The organism is Wolbachia endosymbiont (group B) of Philonthus cognatus (assembly GCF_947179345.1).
Taxonomy (GTDB): Bacteria; Pseudomonadota; Alphaproteobacteria; order Rickettsiales; family Anaplasmataceae; genus Wolbachia.
Genome location: NZ_CAMXBG010000002.1, coordinates 1,172,173 through 1,190,260 on the forward strand (window position 1 = coordinate 1,172,173; position 18,088 = coordinate 1,190,260).

At 33.1% G+C, this 18,088-nt stretch carries 15 protein-coding genes and 1 pseudogene; 7 read left to right on the forward strand and 9 right to left on the reverse strand.

Going from position 1 to position 18,088, the window contains the following annotated elements; genetic code table 11:
* Positions 1-79: 79 nt before the first annotated feature.
* From ONG78_RS07350 to ONG78_RS07375, 6 genes and pseudogenes are all read left to right on the forward strand, one after another.
* Positions 80-4,567 (forward strand): hypothetical protein, encoded by a 4,488-nt coding sequence (locus tag ONG78_RS07350; protein WP_264378027.1) that lies wholly within the window; start codon positions 80-82, stop codon positions 4,565-4,567.
* A 9-nt stretch (positions 4,568-4,576) separates the two neighbouring features.
* Positions 4,577-6,799 carry a hypothetical protein gene (locus ONG78_RS07355; RefSeq protein ID WP_264378028.1) on the forward strand — a complete coding sequence of 741 codons (2,223 nt, stop codon included), beginning with the start codon at positions 4,577-4,579 and terminating at the stop codon, positions 6,797-6,799.
* Positions 6,800-6,804: 5 nt separating this feature from the next.
* A complete protein-coding gene (locus ONG78_RS07360) occupies positions 6,805-7,083 on the forward strand; it encodes a hypothetical protein (RefSeq protein WP_264378029.1) in 279 nt (92 codons plus the stop codon).
* A gap of 204 nt (positions 7,084-7,287) precedes the next feature.
* On the forward strand, positions 7,288-8,232 hold the full coding sequence (locus ONG78_RS07365) for an IS110 family RNA-guided transposase (protein WP_264377456.1): 945 nt from the start codon (positions 7,288-7,290) through the stop codon (positions 8,230-8,232).
* A gap of 220 nt (positions 8,233-8,452) precedes the next feature.
* Positions 8,453-9,313 (forward strand): annotated as a pseudogene (locus tag ONG78_RS07370) (helix-turn-helix domain-containing protein); the annotation flags it as partial.
* A 111-nt stretch (positions 9,314-9,424) separates the two neighbouring features.
* Positions 9,425-10,513, forward strand: coding sequence for an IS481 family transposase (locus ONG78_RS07375; RefSeq protein WP_019236582.1), 1,089 nt, complete (start codon positions 9,425-9,427; stop codon positions 10,511-10,513).
* 95 nt (positions 10,514-10,608) lie between these two features.
* On the opposite strand, the gene ONG78_RS07380 is transcribed toward ONG78_RS07375, so the two are convergent.
* A complete protein-coding gene (locus tag ONG78_RS07380) occupies positions 10,609-11,538 on the reverse strand; it encodes a patatin-like phospholipase family protein (protein WP_141456711.1) in 930 nt (309 codons plus the stop codon).
* Here ONG78_RS07380 and ONG78_RS07385 point away from each other — a divergent pair.
* The gene (locus ONG78_RS07385; RefSeq protein ID WP_038197876.1) at positions 11,525-12,049 is read left to right on the forward strand and encodes a phospholipase D family nuclease; all 525 of its coding nucleotides are present in this window, start codon (positions 11,525-11,527) and stop codon (positions 12,047-12,049) included. The genes ONG78_RS07380 and ONG78_RS07385 overlap by 14 nt on opposite strands.
* On the opposite strand, the gene ONG78_RS07390 is transcribed toward ONG78_RS07385, so the two are convergent.
* The 8 genes from ONG78_RS07390 to ONG78_RS07425 form a co-directional block, all read right to left on the reverse strand.
* Positions 12,050-12,265 carry a hypothetical protein gene (locus tag ONG78_RS07390; protein ID WP_019236477.1) on the reverse strand — a complete coding sequence of 72 codons (216 nt, stop codon included), beginning with the start codon at positions 12,263-12,265 and terminating at the stop codon, positions 12,050-12,052. It abuts the gene before it with no gap.
* Between the two features lie 45 nt (positions 12,266-12,310).
* Entirely contained in the window at positions 12,311-12,832 is a 522-nt protein-coding gene (locus tag ONG78_RS07395) for an ankyrin repeat domain-containing protein (RefSeq protein ID WP_019236476.1), read from the reverse strand.
* 52 nt (positions 12,833-12,884) lie between these two features.
* On the reverse strand, positions 12,885-13,820 hold the full coding sequence (locus ONG78_RS07400) for a contractile injection system protein, VgrG/Pvc8 family (RefSeq protein WP_019236475.1): 936 nt from the start codon (positions 13,818-13,820) through the stop codon (positions 12,885-12,887).
* Entirely contained in the window at positions 13,821-14,030 is a 210-nt protein-coding gene (locus ONG78_RS07405; protein ID WP_019236474.1) for a tail protein X, read from the reverse strand.
* The gene (locus ONG78_RS07410; RefSeq protein ID WP_019236473.1) at positions 14,027-14,383 is read right to left on the reverse strand and encodes a phage tail protein; all 357 of its coding nucleotides are present in this window, start codon (positions 14,381-14,383) and stop codon (positions 14,027-14,029) included. The genes ONG78_RS07405 and ONG78_RS07410 overlap by 4 nt, the downstream gene beginning before the upstream one ends.
* Complete coding sequence (locus ONG78_RS07415) at positions 14,383-16,662, reverse strand: phage tail tape measure protein (RefSeq protein ID WP_019236472.1); 2,280 nt, start codon at positions 16,660-16,662, stop codon at positions 14,383-14,385. The genes ONG78_RS07410 and ONG78_RS07415 overlap by 1 nt, the downstream gene beginning before the upstream one ends.
* A gap of 115 nt (positions 16,663-16,777) precedes the next feature.
* A complete protein-coding gene (locus tag ONG78_RS07420) occupies positions 16,778-17,032 on the reverse strand; it encodes a phage tail assembly protein (RefSeq protein WP_019236471.1) in 255 nt (84 codons plus the stop codon).
* Positions 17,033-17,165: 133 nt separating this feature from the next.
* Positions 17,166-18,029, reverse strand: a complete 864-nt coding sequence (locus tag ONG78_RS07425) for an Rpn family recombination-promoting nuclease/putative transposase (RefSeq protein ID WP_019236470.1) — start codon at positions 18,027-18,029, stop codon at positions 17,166-17,168.
* Positions 18,030-18,088: the final 59 nt, after the last annotated feature.

The following is an 18,088-nucleotide window of genomic DNA, read 5'->3' on the forward strand; positions in this document are numbered from 1 at the left end:
ATAAAATTTTTTCTTGCCTCTTTTCAAAGAATAAAACATCTTAAATTAAGAATATTGATAATTCTTTATAGGGAGTATTATGCACGTAGGAAATTCTAATAGTCAGCAGGTAAGTCAGAATTTGCTACCTTCTTCAACTCATTCCTCTGATGAGGAGTACTGTGATGCTAGTGATAAGGTTGAGAGATCTTCTATATCTTGTGAAAGTGATTCTGACCTGGAGTCTATTCCTACTGTATCACATTTTAAGCAGCATACCTGGAAAGGTAGTCAGCATAAAGAAGTTGATAATATTCATCAAAGCAATCTTGATCAAAGCAAAGAAGGAATAAGAAAAATATTTAACCAAGATAAAAAACAATACATAAAGGAAAAGTTAGAAGATGGTAAATTAGTATGCTCAGGTAAACTTTCTTACGGTAGTATAGATATCAAAATACATGGTTCAGGAAGCTTATTTACTTCTAACCAAGATAATTTTGTTGCGAGGATAAGAGTTCACAATCAAGAAAGGTTAGATTTTACTAAATCTTTCATAGATGTTAAGAGAAAACTTTCTGAAAAGCTTGTAATAACCGAGATTTTAAAAGATGAATTGTTAGATAAAAGAAATACTGCTTATGGGCAGTTTAAACAACTTTTGCATGGTAGAAGTGATAAGACTGCAGATAATCTTGAGTATGCAGAGGATCTTTTACAGCTTTCCATCACACTAGAAAAATATAAGAAACTAAAAGATTTAGATACTTCAATATTAACTGATATAGCTAACAATAACTACATCTCAACTGAACTTAAAGATGTTATTCAAGGCTTGTTAAATATAGAAAAAGCTTTGCGTGAGAGAAACAAGAATTTTCCTAGACTCGATGATTCTGCTCAGCCCAGCATAAAGAATTTATTAGGAGAATTACAAAGAATTCGTAACGAGTTAATAGAGTGTCATAGAAAGTCCTTACGTGATAAATGTTCTTCCTACAGTTCCTCACTAGCCTATTTAATGATTTCTAATATAGATGCACTGCTTGAACAACAAGCACTTCATGTAAGTAACAAAGACATAAATTTATTTTCTGACCTTGCTAATGCAATGGATGAGCAACTTTTCTCAGAATTTTTAGATAATTTGCAGGATTCTTTTTTTAGAAAGGTAAATGAAATAATGAAGTACAATTCGTTGAAGGATTTTGCGCCTTTAACTCATCCTATTTATTTTTATCTTTGTAAGAGCTTTCAGGAGTTAATTTTAGAGATTAGTAGTAAAATAGACATTCCTGTTAATGATTTGCTTAAAAAAAATGAACAAGGAAAATGGTGCTTGATAAAAACTATAAATTGGCCATCAACTTCCTCTTTAAACCACTCTCTTGAGCAGCAATATCGCTTTATCTTTACACTAATGAAACATTTTGAGCCAGGTTATTATTCTAACGAAAGGAAATTTGAGAATGATAAAACATTATGGCAATTTATCAAGAGCTTGTTTGTTAGCAGTGACGAGTTGTCAGCTATACCTGAAGAGCGCTTAGTATGGATTTATATTCTTAACAATGCTATTGCCAATCCACTTTCCAAAGAAGAATTAAAGTTATTTGAACCTCTCATACAAGGCTATACTGATTTTATTAAAAACACAGAAAGTGATCATGATGAGTCATTTCGAATAGCAACACATAATGTTATAAGGTTTATAGCACAAACAAGTCCTTATCTCTCAAAAGAAGTTTCAGAAATTGATCGAGATATTTTAACAAAACAAATAAAATCTATTAAGAAGGCGTTTTTAGATGAACAATCTAGTGATTTTAGAGACTTGGTAGATGTATATAACGAGTATTGGAAGAATAGAAAATTTATTTTAGAAAAAATTCCTGATAAGTTTCCTTATGGGGAGTTCAAGCAAAACATGGAAGCAATACGTAACACACTACTTGATATTGCAAGTACTGCACTTGATAAAAAAGCAAAATCACAAGGGTTCATTAAGTACTTTAGATCGTTTAATGAATTTTTAGAGGATTTAAATAGTATAGAATTCAGTTGGTTTATTAAAGGAACTAATAATGACTTAACTGAAGTAGAAGTAGCCAATAAAGATAAAAATTCATATAAGGTTTTAGATCCTGAAAATTTCATCAAAAAATATAAGGATAATATCCCTAATCACTACTTAATTGAAATCACTCAAGATCTATTAAATAGTGTAAGTAATTTACTTGAGCAAAAAAAATGGTCTGATGACGATAATTTGAGTGCAGCAAGTGAGTTACTGTCAGCAATTAAGAAATCTTTTCTTTATCTAAAGGAGCAACCTAACTACGTGTCTTTCGATATATTCAAAGAAGAAAGTACAAAGCCGTTTATTTCTGTAGTAGGGAATAGCATATCTTATGAGGATTTTAAAAAACGAATTGGTATCATAGGGGAATCTTTTTGGTATTTAAGAAAACAAGATGAGATTGATATAGACAAAGCTTTAGAGCTATATAGAAAAGAAAACAATAATAGCACAGTAGAAACACTAAGAGATTGCTATAACAGATACTTAAAAGAATTTAACTCCTATATACAAGAGACTTCTGACAAAAATTACCAAGATAAAATTAAATTTATTACTGAAAAGGTACGGGAGCAATCAAAACAAATTAAAATTGATGAATGGAACACAAAATTCAAGAGAGAAACTTTACCTGATCTTCTTGCTGGATTAGCTGCTGTGTGGTCTATACAAGAATCAAAGGATATTGCAAGTACAGGAAAAAGCTTAAAGCCACATTGTATTCAAATATTATGCATTTTGCGATTGTTAAGTGTTGATAAAGACTCTAAAGGTGTTGATAAGCATCTTGCGCAAGTCTTAACAGGGCAAGGGAAATCGCTTGTACTAGGTTTACTCTCTTCACTATTAGTATTGACAGGTCATAAGGTCAGAACTGTTTGTTATAGTGAATACTTAGCAGCTCGAGATCAACAAGATTTTAACGGCTTTTTTAAGGAGTTTGGTATTGGTGACAAGATAACTTATGGTACATTTGAGAAGATGGCAAATGAAGTGATAAAGCCTGAGGTAAATGGCAAGAAACAAGATTTAAGAGAATTAGTTGAAGGTCTTATTTTAAATCACAGTGCGGAGCAATCTGAACAGATAAAGCAAGAGGATATTAGTAATACTACTCTTTTAATAGATGAAGTGGATGTTTTCTTTTCTGATCAATTCTATGGGAATAATTATGGTGCATGTAACACTATAGGTATTCCAGGACTAGCTAGTATTCAAGAAGAAATATGGGAAATGGCCAGCAAAAATTATGAAAAAAGTACTATTTTGAAAGAGGTAGAAGAATTCATTAAGAAAAAGATAGGAGAAAGAAATCAAGATTTTAAAGAATTTAATAAATTTTTATTTAAACCTGGAAAATACTATCTTTTGAAAGAAAAAGATAATGTGGTTATTAAAAAAGAATATACTAATCGGTCTCTCTATCAAGAACATCTAGAGGAAATGATTGATGCTGCAATACGTGTTACAAAAGGAAGTGATAAAGACTGGTACATTAACAACTATAAAATTAACGATAAAGGAATCATAAGTTATAGAAGAGACGATGGATTTTATTCCACTTTCACTTATTGCAGCTATTACAACGTATTTAATTACTTTAGGTTAAAGAAAAAAGACTTTGATTGTAAAAATTATGGGTATTTGAATATAGACTGTGGCAAAGTGTCTTATGCAGAATTGCCTAAGGAATATCCTCTTATCTTAGGAGTAAGTGGTACCTTGACTACGCTAGATGAGCATGAAAAAAAAGCGGTAAGAAAATCTTATAACATCAGAGAAAATTCCATCATGCCATCTTTTTTTGGTGATTCTCATTTGAAATTTAATTCAAGTGAAAATTTTACATCTCAGAATTCAGAAGAAGAATGGCTCAGTAAAATTTTTAATCGTGCAAACTCTAAGGTTGGTTCAGGACAATCAGTGTTAATATTTTTTGATACAGATGTAGAAATAAGAAAGTTTAAAGAAAAATTCTTCGGTAAATTTGATCGCTTACACATATTAACAGAAAATACGGAAGAGCATACCAAAGAAAAGTATATCGATGAGGCAGGTATTGCAAAAACAGTAACGCTAGCAACAAGAGGTATGGGTCGTGGTGTTGATTTTAAGTCTAGTGTTGCTGTAGAAAATAGCGGCGGGGTGCATGTTATACAGACATTCTTTTCACTTGATATAAAAGAAGAAACACAGATTAAGGGTAGAACTGCACGTAAAGATAATAAGGGTAGTTATGAGTTGATACTCTGTAAAGAACATTTGGTAAATGCTGGGTTTCTAAAAGAAGAAGAAAAAGAAATTACTATAAATTATGAAAGCTTGAATAAATCCAGAGAACAAAAAGTAAAAGAAAAAGGCTCAAAAAATGAGAAAAGAATTAGAGAGTCAGAAAGTAATCATAAGACAACGATGGATTTTCTTGAATCTTTTTTTCAAAAAGAATGTAGCACTAATATAGATCAGCCATCTGTGGAACCAGCAGTAAGTAGACAACAAAATAGGTAGGAGTTATATATGTTTAATGTTCAAAATCAACAGATTAGTGACAGTGGAAAAAATGTAAGCTCTTTACTGAATATTGAGCAAGCTATTGAATGTTTAAATTCTTTGGGGAGTTGGGTAGGAAATGAGCCTTGGCTAGCAAACGTGTCAGAAGAATTAAATAAACGGTATAGAGAGCTAAGGAAGGACATAAGAGAAAATACTAATTCTTGGTCTTATTCGCAGTATTGTAAACGCTTAGCTTACCACTATTTTAACCTTGCGTGCTATTATAATGATGAATTATTCAATAAGTATAAGATTGATTTAGACAGTATTCAAAGATATCTAGAAAAATGTTTAGAGAAGCTTGCTGAATTTTCTAGCGAAGACTATTCAGGCGAGACAAAAGGATTAAAGAATAATGCTGAAAAATTTTTGGCAGAAGTAAATGAAATATACAAGCAGCAGAACAATCTGCTAACAAAATATGGCACTTCTAGTAAAATCGAAAAGTACACAAAATTATGTGTTGTTTTAGGTCATATCAACCATATTTCTTTGCACCAATGCTCTAATGAGAATAAGCAGCAGGTTCAAAATATTCATCTGTTAAGAGTAATTAACATGCTAGAAGATGCAATTACTGTACCTGAGTACAAAAATACTTTCATTACTGCAGAGCAGTCTGACTATTTAGGTCAAGTGTATCAATTGGCTGGCCAACTTGCACTGAGTATACGATATAAGAGAACTAGTGACAATCTCAAAAAAACTGTAAATGCAACGAAGGAACATAGTGATAAGAAACAGGAGATAAAAGATATTATTAGCAAAGAAGTTAAAGAGTATAGAAGTAATTTAGTACAAGTTAAAGATTATATAGAAGAAAGGCTTCATAGATCGCTTAGCACTATTGACAATGCTTATATTGAGAGAAAATATATAAAATATTGCGCAAGGCTTTGGCTACAAGAAACAACAAATTTACTAAAAGAACTGACTGAAAGTAAAAGCCGTGCTGTTATTCAAGAAATTTTTAATTCACTAGATGATATAAAGGGTTTAAGCCAGATTCCTAATCCTTTAAACCAACTTGAGTGTTACATCCTTTTAATGAAGCACTATGAATTGGTTAGGAAAGAGGATGAAAAAATTTTCATAAGTCGGTTTAAAAAAGAGTGCTTGGAACAAATAGTTGCCTATAGTGATTCTGCTGAAAAAGAATTAGTTTTTCTAGAAACTTTTGTTGACTTTTTAAGTTCCTCTAAAAATCTTCAATCAATTATTGCTGAACTGGAATTAGGAGACTTTTGTCGTGGTGATTTATCGTTTGATGAATTGATCAATAATATTATGAAGCTTGAAGTAGATACTTATGGTGAAAATCTTACAGTTTTGCAAGAAGCAACAGAGGGCTTGGAGGAAGAAGCTCTTTTTTTAATAGACAAGTTTAAGGAAATTATAGGTGCTTATATAAAACCAGTAGAAATACAAAAGAGAAGAATAGATAATCGATTGGTTGTTGAAGTAAAAGGGAAGAACATTGTTGTCAGTGAAACTTTACGGCAATTAGAAAATGCACTTTTAGAAAATCCAAATATAGAGGAAGTACGTTTTGTCGGCGCTGATATTATACATATTGATACAAACCTTAAGAGTAAAGTTTGGCAGGGAAGGAATGTAGTTATTTTAACCAAAGCAATAAAAGTTTATGATCAAGTAACCTGGGATGTATCTGGAAAAGATAACGATCATACCTATTCCGATAATGCAGGTACTGGAAAAGATGGTCATGGCAAACAAGGAGCAGATGGTTATCCTGGGGAAAGTGGTGGCAATGTTTTAATTTTAACGGAAAAGATAGAAGGCCAAGAAAACTTTACCATTATTTCACATGGTGGCAAGGGTAGTAAAGGTCAAGATGGTGGAAATGGAGAAAGTGGAGAGGATGGAAAGAGCATTACGGAGGCAGAATTTAAAGAAAAATTTCCTCCGGCTGCTAAATTTACCCACGTGGACAGAGCAAATAATATATTAAAAACTGTTAATAACATTAAAAAAGATTCACAAGTCATAATATCTGAGTGGTATGAAAGCAAACGGGACGCATTCCCTTTTAAACGTGATGTGACTTTTAATGAAGAAATTATTGAAGAAGTTATAAAAGATTCTAAAGAAACAAAAGAACGTCATGGTAGAAGTTATGGAAGGGGGGCAGAGAGAAATGCCCTTTTGAGGGAAATATTTTCATAAATGCAATGACGAATCAAGAAAACGAGATTATCTTTTCTTTTGAACGTGGAGGTAAGACTACAAATTGCCAAGCTTTTCTGCTTTACAAAGGATCATTAGGGCAACCTGGAGGACATGGTGGAGAATATGGATTAGGTGGATATGCTGGAGAAATAACAGTAAAAAACCCAGAAAGCAGCCAGGAATTCAATACTATAAAAGAAGTTAAGCAAGGGAAAGAAGGAGAAAAAGGACAGGGAGGCTTATATGGTAATCATGGAGAAAATTGTAAGTTAAAAATGTGATATAAAAGAGATAAGAGGGAAAGATAACCCTACTCACTATAGGAATAGGGCTATCACGGGCGTGTGCGACCGAATGAAAATTGGTATTACAACCGTAGCCATCAAGGTACACTAGCCCTATCCCTCGATACGTTTGAATAGTTGTGTGGGACATATATGTGCACCCGTTTACAATCTTAAATTAATTAAACTATCGAGGTTATTATGATTGCATCTTATCAAAATTTTATTGGCATTGATATTGGAAAATTCAAAAATGTTGCTGCAGTGTACAACCAAAAAAACACTATCAAGTTCAATAATAATGATGCTGGTTGGCAACAATTGTTTCAAGAATTTTCAAATATTCTACCTAATTCTTTTGTAACTTTAGAAAATACAGGAAAATATGAGCTTGGTTTAGCACGTTCTCTTGTTGATATGAATGTTGCTGTGCATCGAGCTAATACTCGTAAAGTAAAAAGTTTTATCATATCACATGGAACTTTAGCAAAAACTGATCAATCAGATGCAAAAGCCCTTGCTCAATATGGTTTTGAACGCTATAGTGCTCTATCTCTATTTGTGCCTATGTCAAAAGAACAAACTGCCTTAGTTGCACTCTGTCAACGTCGTGATGACATTACGCAAATGAGAACTCAAGAGAAATGTAGGCTTGCAGCACCTGAAAACGACTATATAAAGGAAAGTTGCCAAAAAACAATAGACTTTTTTACCAATCAGATAAATGAGTTCAACGATGCCATACAAAGAATTATTGATAAAAATCCAGAGTTACAAAAGCGTCAAAAGATCCTGAGAACAGTGCCAGGAATAGGTCTCAAGCTATCTCAAGTTTTTGTGTGTCTAATGCCAGAACTTGGCTACCTAAACAAAAAAGAAGTTGCAAGTCTTGCTGGGGTTGCTCCACATCCAAAAGAAAGCGGTAAAACTATTGGTTACCGAAGGATAACAGGTGGTAGAAGCAATGTTCGTGCAAAGCTTTTTACAGCTGCTATGGCCGCTGCAAGATCTAAATCTGCACTTGGTGCTTTTTACTCTAATCTTATTGGTAGAGGTAAAAAGAAGATGGTAGCTATAACAGCTCTAATGCGAAAAATCATAGTAATTGCCAATGCAAGACTTAAAGAAGCAATTAATATGAAATAAAAAAATCTGCATAGAAAATAGGTTAACGGATATGTGCGTCTACACACATTTAAAGCACATATTCGTTAACCATAAAATCTAAGCAGTGGTTGCTGTTTGATATAAATTTCTTTCTGTATAAACTGGGATCTTTGTTGCCAAAATACATTTTTCAATTGAATAAAAATGCAAAATTATGAACAAATGAGACTAAACTCAAAAAATTTTAAAAAACATAGTTGATGGGTATAGTTCTATTCCAATTGAAGTACTATATGTAATAGCAAGAGTATTATCAGTTGATGTTGTAGATTTATTACCTGAACCAGTAATAGTAAGGGAAGACAGCTATGAAGACGAGGAAATACTCTATCTAACAAAAATATACGAGAATCAAAAGTTAGGCAAAATAGTACCTTCATTAGTCAGGTTTGTTCATATTAGCGAGAAAATCAATCAAGAGGAGGCAAGATTAGAGGTAGCAAAAAATCTAGTTAAAGAAGGAGTGTCAGTTGACATAATTTCCCAAGCAACCGGCTTATCTATTTACGAGTATAATGATACAAGAAAAGAAGTCTGCACTGATTCTATATATTACAGAGTAGGGCAAAGAATAAGAGAATGGAGATTGATAAGGAGATATACTCAAAAAGATTTGGCGGATAAAGTTGATTTAACGCTCAAGGAAATACACGAATATGAAAAAGGATATACTGCCATATCATTTGATAAATTATATGAAATAGCAAGAGAATTATCAGTGAATATTAAAGTTTTGCTACCTGAAACGAGAGAAAGTAAAGAAGAGAATAAACTATTGAGTTTAATAAAAGCTCTGTTGCCTAAAATAACAGAATGTGAAGATGAGAATAGCAAAAAGCTATTGAGTTTAATGGATGAGTACAGAGAAGATGAGAATCAAGAATCGTTAGATGCATTAGTCAAATCTCTATCTGAAGATATGAAAAGTGGCAAGGAAAAAGTTAAAAAAGCAGAAAAAATCAGGGTTGCAAAGAATCTATCAAAGGCAGATGTTTCTATTGATATTATTTTGCGAGCAAGTGGCCTAACTGTTGGTGAGTTGGGTGAGTGTGAAAATTGAATTGTGTTTAAGATATAAGTAAAAGTAGTTAATATATTTGTATTAAACAAGACTTGATCTGACACTTTAAAAAAGTAAGTTATAAAATAATAAAAGAAAGGAGTGTTAGATATGAGTACGATACAAACAAAAATACTAAAACCAAAGTTAGGGTTATTAGAACTAGCAAAGCAATTAGGTAACGTATCACAAGCGTGTAAGGTGATGGGTTATTCGCGTGATACATTTTATCGATTTAAGGAGTTATATGAAAGTGGGGGAGAAGGAGCATTACATGAAATAAGTAAGAAAAAACCCCTATTAGCAAACAGAGTTTCCGAAGATATAGAAAGGGCAATAATTGGCATAGCTACAGAATTTCCAGCATATGGACAACAAAGAGCTGCAAATGAGCTGAGAAAAAGGGGTGTAATAATTTCCGAAGGTGGCGTAAGATCTGTATGGCTAAGAAATGACATTGAAACGTTCAAAAAAAGACTTAAAGCCCTTGAAGCAAAGGTTGCACAAGACGGCATAATTTTAACTGAAGAGCAACTTGCAGCATTGGAAAAAGTTAAAGAGCAAAGAGAAGCTCACGGTGAAATTGAAACAGAACACTCAGGTTATTTAGGGTCTCAAGATACTTATTACGTAGGCAATATCAAGGGCGTTGGGCGCATTTACCAGCAGACTTTTATTGATACATATTCGAGAGTGGCTTTTGCTAAGCTTTATACAGATAAAACTGCTATTACCGCTGCCGACTTGCTGAATGATAGAGTAATACCATTTTTCGATGTACAAAACGTGCCATTATTGCGCATTTTGACTGATAGAGGTACAGAATATTGTGGTAAACCAGAAAATCACGCTTATCAGCTTTATTTGGGAATTGAAAATATTGATCATTCAAGAACTAAAGCCAATTCACCACAAACTAATGGCATATGCGAAAGGTTTCATAAAACTATGCAAGATGAGTGTTACAATATTATCTTTAGAAAGAAAATCTACAGTTCTTTAGAAGATTTGCAGATAGATGTTGATCATTGGTTACGCTCTTACAATGAGACCAGGCCTCACTCAGGTAAATATTGCTATGGTAAAACGCCTATGCAGACTTTTCTTGATAGCAAACACATTGCTTTTCAGAAAAATATTAGTAACGTTAAACAAGAGACTGATATTAGTTTTAACTACCTCAATTCTTCTGTCAGTTAATTCGTTGCTGTCAGATTAAGTTGTGTCTAGTACAATATATTATCTATTCTAAACCCTTATTTAGCTCTGCAGAATTTTTTTGGCATTTCTACGTATCAAGATAAAACATCACAGAATTTATCGATTACTTTTTGATTACCTTCTATCATTGCATTTGCCTCTTGCTGAAGAAATTTGATGTTTTTGAGTGTAATATTGTCCATCTCAGTCGATGCTACTTTCAATTGCGATTGTATTCTTATGTATTTATCATCTATTACTTGTTCTAGTTGATAATCAACGCAATCCAATCCAGAAGCAAACATCACATTCAGTAGTGGCTTGATCCACCCTATTTTGCCAAATCTCCTTGAGTTAGCATACTTTATACTTCTATTTGTTCCACCAGTACCTATTGATAGCAGTATAATCTCATCATTTGGAAATAACCTCTTACCACTTGCATATGCACAAGCTGCTGGATTATTTGCAAAAACCCCTCCATCCACTAATACTCTGTCTATCTGGTCAATTTTTAGATATTTTGGTATGAAATAAGTAGGTGCAGCCGTTGTAGCTCTGAGTGCATCTTTTAATTTGACAAAATCTCTATCTTCTCTCCAACTCTTAAAAAAGAAAGGATAGTTGTTATGAATATCATAACTTGTTATCAGTACCTTACTTAAAGTATTTTGTAGAGTATCATCACCAAAATATTTATCCAGTACAAATTCAATATTTTTATGTGGGTATTGTGCACAGTTAAACCAAGATAATATTGATCGCCTGAAGAATGAAGATTTAAAAATATATGACCCGTATTCTTGGTAAAGCTCAACTAAATCATTTGCTGAATATTGGAGATTTCCCCGTTCATCTTTTTTGCATAACCCAGCTACAACAATTCCGCCTGTTGAAGTACCAGCCATAAGATCAAAAATTTGAGAAATAGGTTTCCTTGCTCTCTTTTCTATTTCTGCTAGAATTACTGCTGGTATTATGCCCCTTATACCACCACCGTCAATTGAAAGGATGTATTTAGTCATGAGTAGATATTTATTAGTTTTATTAACTTGCTCACTTTTATCAGGGTGTGTTTCTTGTCCAAGTACTACTGTATGTTTCACTCCTAGAGAAAATTGTACCAATCTAATAATTGATTCTATGGATCATGCTAAAAAATCCGTGTTGGTTCAGGCATACCAATTTACCTCAAAGCCTATTGCACAATCTTTAATTAGAGCAAAAAAACGTGGTGTTGATATTAAGGTTATTCTCGACGAATCGCAAGTGAGCTCAAAGTATAGCGTTATCAATGAGCTGTTTCATCAAAGAATACCAATATATATAGACTATAAACCTGCAATTTCACATAGCAAAATTATGATCATTGATAATCAAAAAATCATTACGGGTTCGTTCAATTTCTCTGATGCTGCCCAGAAAAAGAATGCTGAGAATCTATTGATCATAACTGGAGATTCTCCACTAGTTGAGCAATACATCGAAAATTGGGAAGATCGCCAATCACATTCTAAGCCTTATATGCTAGAATAGTTACTTTGAGTTAGCTTTGAATTCATCCAATTCCTCAGAAAGATTTTTTACCCGCTCTTCCAGACGATATACCGTAACAGTTAATCCATTATTTTGTTCTATGAGTTTTTCATGTATATGCACTCGTAAATCCAGTTTGGCAAGCCACCAAATCGCCGCTACCGTCTGTATTAACATCGTTACAATTACTGCGATTGGGATTTTTTGATTTTTCATAATTACTTAAATGTGGATTTATTATGGATAACTACTTTATAGTAACTACTTCTCTGATTTGTACTGTTCCTCTGCTCTAGCCAGTAACTTTATTATTTCTTTATAAGGTTTGTTTTTATCGTGTCGCGATGCCATTACAGCTATTTTTCTAGCTCCTTTTCCGTCATTATCTTTTATGTTAGGATTCGCGCCTTTTTCTAATAAGAACCTTACAATTCCTAAATGCCCTTCACCTGCAGCATGATGTAAAGCTGTCCTTTTAAAAGCATTCTTATCGATTGCATTTATATTTACTTTCTCTTCTACTATTAAAAATCTAATAGTATCTAAGCATCCTTCTCTTGCTGCATAATGTAATGCAGTTTCGCTTAAGTTTGGTATTATATCTTTTACTAAAAATCTCGTTGTTTCTAAACTACAACTTACAGTAGCTACTTGTAGTATCTTTCTGTAATTCTCGTTAGCTTTGGATTTTTGGTAGCAATATGTAATAACAACACATACTATTAATGGTATAAACCATACAAAATGTATTTTATCCTTTTCATTACATTTTAGTTGACTCATATTCAGTAGTTTCTTTACATTGAATAGACTATGTACTTATTTTTCCTTAACATTACTTACTTAAAGATGCTGATAACATAGTAAGGTAACCTGAGCTATTTAGAGTATGCTCTGCTCTATTAACTATCCATTCACCATCTACTGCTTGATTAAAATCTATAAGATTAAGCTTTGCTTCTGCAAATAACTCTGGATTACCAGACATAGTTATATCTAAAGTTTCATTGTTACGCTTCAATTGTTTCAATTTGGCATTTGCTGCACTTAGCGCTGACTCTGCATTTGGGTAAATTTCTAGCATAATATAACTTGGTTCGCCGCTACCAACTATTTCTTTAATAGTTTCACCCTTTTCATAGCTGTGCCATTTTGCTACTACTGAATTGTATTTATCACGTACGGTAAAATGCACTTTCCAATTAATTGTGTCTTGAGGTCTAATAGTCGTTGTTCCTAAAGCTTTTCCTGTGGCTGATTTTGCCATGTTTTTTGAAATAAATAATATATACCCACCAGCTAATTTTACCATTGCTTCACGCTCTATTGCTATTTTCGTTAGAAGGCTTATATCACTCTCCTCAGTTTGATTGATGTGAGATATAAGTACGTCTTTAAATTTCTCATCGACTTTATGTCCATATCCATGTTTTTGAGCTATTTCTTTCACTAAGTTTTCTATGGTAATTTGATGCCATTCTTTTGATACTTTTGCTTTTAAAGATATTCTTAAATTTGTTGCATGAGCTTTTATTAGTAGAGTCTTAGGTGGGCCTTGTATCGTAACTTCGTTGACTGTATATATACCCATTGGAAAGATTCCCGTTTCCTTATAACCCAGCGCTATGTTCAATTCACTTGGAACTTCCACGTTTTCATTGCCATAATCAACGCACACCTCTGCAACATCATCTATAGTACCAGATTCATCAGTAAGATGCACCGATATTACATGATCTTTTATTCCTTCAATGCTAAATTCAGGTTTCATTTATTCCCATACTTTTAACTTCGATTTTTTTAATTGCTCTTGTATTGTAGGTAACCTGATCTTTAATCCTGCAGGCAAAAAACTTCCATACTCCGCAAGTCCAGGGTTTTCCTCCAATACTATTTCTACTGCTCCAGAGCTATATCCATAGTGTTTAAAACATATGTAATCTAACATTTCATTTTCTCGTGCTATATAATGTACTATCATATATAACGCCTTAAACTTAAGCTAAATTCTATCTTTTTTGGTAATCCACATGGAAAATACGACGTTTGCTTTTCTTCTAACCGCACAATAACAAATCTTCCCAAAACATTTCCTAAATTGTCTACTAAGATACTTGGTTCCTGATTTTCCTCAGCTTCTTTCATACTTTTTAATTGATTTAAATCATTGAGATTATGGAAATAAATTATTCCTTCTAAGTCTATATTTTCTGTACCTTGGCCAATATTTTGTAATGAAGGTATTTTACCAATACACTCAATTGTACTCCAACGGTTTTCTTTACTATACCTTAAACTTGTTGGAGAAAGCTTATGCTGACCAAGTGATAGCATTAGTAAATTGGTTCTATTGAATCAAACAGAACGTCACGCGATTTTTCTCTTATTCTTTTTATTACTGCATCAGCAAGACTACGTACATCTTGGTTAGGTTCTGCTTTTATACTTATATTAAATGTAAAAGTTTGATTAAAAATTTTTTGTTCACACTTTTCACAGTCTTTTAAAACTTTCTCTGAATTATCTGCTACAGAACTTTTTTCTGTAATCACTCTAGCACTTTCAATATTCGTTCTACTATTCGAAATTCCACTAAAAGTATTATTATTTAATAAAGGATTTCCTTTACTAAAAATACTTCTATTTTCACTGATTATCTTAGTTGTATTGCCTATTTTTGCTTCTACTGGTTTCTCAAATGCTTTTATTGGATTATCATTAAACAATTTTCCTACACCAATCCAATTTTCTATAGGTTTTGTAATTGATTTCCAGATACTTGAGAAAAAGTCCTTTACCTTCTGCCAATTAGCGATTACAAGCGCTGCACCAACTGATAGTCCAGCAACAGCAGCTCCTATAGGATTGGTTAGCGTTAAAGCTTTCAGCCCCATGATTACTGCTGGAATTACTCGTGCTGATAATGAAGTTAATACTGGTAAAAGTGTTCCGTGCAAAATAGCCTTAAAAGTTAATATTCCACCTCCAGCCAATGCAAATACATAACCAAAACCTACCACTGCAATCTTACCAATAATAAGAGCTGAAATTATACTCATTATTCCTGTAGTAATAACTGGAAACTTTTCTGCAAACCAAGCTATGGGGTTAGTTATCTCTCTTAGAATATTACTTATCCACTTTAAAGGAGGTAGCATTACTGAGCCCAGATTCATTCCCACCTCTGCTATCGCATTCCTCAGTAATCGTAAGTTATTTGCTGTAGTTGCTGCACGATTGTTAAACTCTTCTTGCATGGACTGTTTAAATTCTTCCTCATCAGCTAAATGATTTATGGCATCTTTATAATTCTTTAAGCTTCCAACTAGTAATGCAATATCATCTTGATACTCTTGACCAAACAGATCAAGAAGGATTTGCGAACGTTCCTGTTTATCTACCTTCTCTAGAGTTTCAAAAAAGTAAAGTAGTGCGTCTTGGCCATTTCTGCTAATCCTTTGTGTCATCTCTTCTGCAGTTATTCCCACATCTTCCAATGCTGCTTTAAACTTTTTCCCCTGTCCTTCAGCAGTCTGAAGTTTACTAAGTAGAGCGTTTATTGCAGTTGCTGCTTTTGCAGGTTGTTTGCCTAGGCTAATAAAGGCATTTACTAAACTACTTGTCTGTTTAATATCAAAACCAAACTGTTTTGCAGTACCACCAACTATAGCAAGTGCTTGGACCATATCCTTTGCTTTAGCAGCACTATTATCTGAAAGGTGATTTATAATATTACCTACTCTTTCCATGCCTGCTACCTCAATTCCATAAACATTGGCAAGCTTAGCTATAGAATCACCTGCTTCTTCTGCAGACATATCAAATGCTGTGGCCATTTTAGCTACTGTTGTTGTAAATCCAATTAACTTATCTTTTTGAATTCCAAGTTGTCCACCACTTGCAGCTATTTGTGCTAATTCTGTAGCTGATAGAGGTATTTCACGGGATAACTTCTTTATATTCTCACTAAACTTATTAAATTCCTCATCATTCTGAAACTTTACAACCTTCTTAACATCAGCCATAGCACTTTCAAAGTTAATCGCAACTTTAATTGGCGCTGCAAGCGAAAGACCTAGTCCTATAGTCTCCATTACTTGTGATCTATAATGCGCTTTTCTTGCTAAAGCATTTTGCTGTTTTTGTATTACAGATCCTAATTTACTGTATTTTCCTTTTAGTACTTCAATAGATGAACCAAGTTTAGTTTGATCTCTCACTAAAGATTTAACATCCTTTCCACTTTTCCTAATTTCTTCATTTAATGTGTGAAGTGCATCTCTCTTTTTAATATAAGCCTCTTTTGCCTTTGATGCCGATGCTTTCAATTTTTCGAATTCATTTCTCAGTGCTTTGCTTGGCTCTTTTTTTTCCTTCTTCTCTTTAGCAATTGCTGTAGCTGATTCTTTCGCTTTCTTCTCCGCTTCCTTCCAATTCTTCATGGCTTGAAGGGCATCATGATTTAATTGCTTAAATTTGGAAACCGATTTCATTGATGAATCAAGCTGCTTTATACTATCACCCAACTTAGAAAGCTTTGCTGCACTACCTGTCATTGCATTATTAAAACTGCCATCTAACGTTGCACCTATTTTTATTGAAAGCATTGACATTTTTTTGTTACTCCTTCACTTACTTCTAACCACTTTAGAAACTCTTTTGTACTCATATTAATAATTTGCTCAATTCCACTTCCTGTTGTTGAGCTAAGTTTTAAAATATTGAATCTTAACTCCTCTGTTCCAGCGGCGACAAAAAACCTTTTAGCACCTTCTGTATTTCTACATAATCTTTAATACATAAATCTTCAACTACTTCTTTTGGTACGGATGCTAGATTAGCAATTAAAGCTACTTCTTTTAAAGCTTCGCCTTCTATGCGTTCTATAGCAAGTAAATCTCTTACTTTAGGTTCACGTATCGATAATTCTGAGACAGAAATTCCATCAACTGTTATTGGGTTATTAAGTGTTATAGCTTGCATACTTCTCCTGAAAAAGTTAATTAAATAAAAGTCTATATCGGCTTTTACATAACTAATTTTTGTTACTATAGTTTTTGTGTTTGATTAACGATTCTTCATACTAAATTTCTCAATATAAAGATGATAATAGGGGTTATTTCCCTTCAACTTGAATTAATTCTTGAACCTCATCGACAGAAAGACCTGTACACTTGACAATAGTGTTAATATCAACATCATTAGTCAACATCGCTTTTGCAACTTCAATCTTTCCTTCTTTTTTGGCATCATCAAGTTTTTGAGCAAGGACAGCCTGTTCATCACGAATACGCTTAGTCTCCTGTTCATAGGCTATAAACTCTTTTTCTGACCAGTTAAACCTGTTTAGCTCTTCATACGCTTTTTTGATTATTACGTCACTTCCTGTTATCCTTTCCAATTCTTCTTCACTTGTTTCATCAGCGTACTTAAAAAAATACACCCACTTCTCAACTATATTTGAAAGCTGATCTTCTTTAGTTTTGGAAAATTTAGGCAGTTCAATAAATACAAAGTAAAAATCTTTTAGATCATGTTCATTAGTATCTTCATCTCGAATGGTGTGTTTTGATTTATACTCAGACTTATCCGGAAATAGTATACAATCTGCTATAGCAATAAAGATAATTTCCTTAAGGTCATGGTATTGATCGCCCTTGTCAGCTTGTCTTGAGTAAGCTTTAGCTGCGTAGTATTGGGCACGTTTTTCAAAGCCTTTGGTTTTAGCGACCTGCATCTCAATTATCCATTGCACTCCTGTGGAATCTCTACATAGCACATCAACAATACTTTGCTTTTTAGATGCAATATCAGGATCTTGAATAGTACTTAAAAACTCTATATCCTGTATTGCATTTTTGCCAGTAAAGCTCAAAATATCATTTAGAAAGTGAATGAGGATATCTTTATTCTTTTCTGTACCAAAGATACGGCGGAATGCTACATCATTCTTAGGGTCGAGAAATTTAGATAAAGCCATAGCACAAATGCCTAAAAAACATCAATAATTATACAGTATTATCAGTAATTTTTCAATAA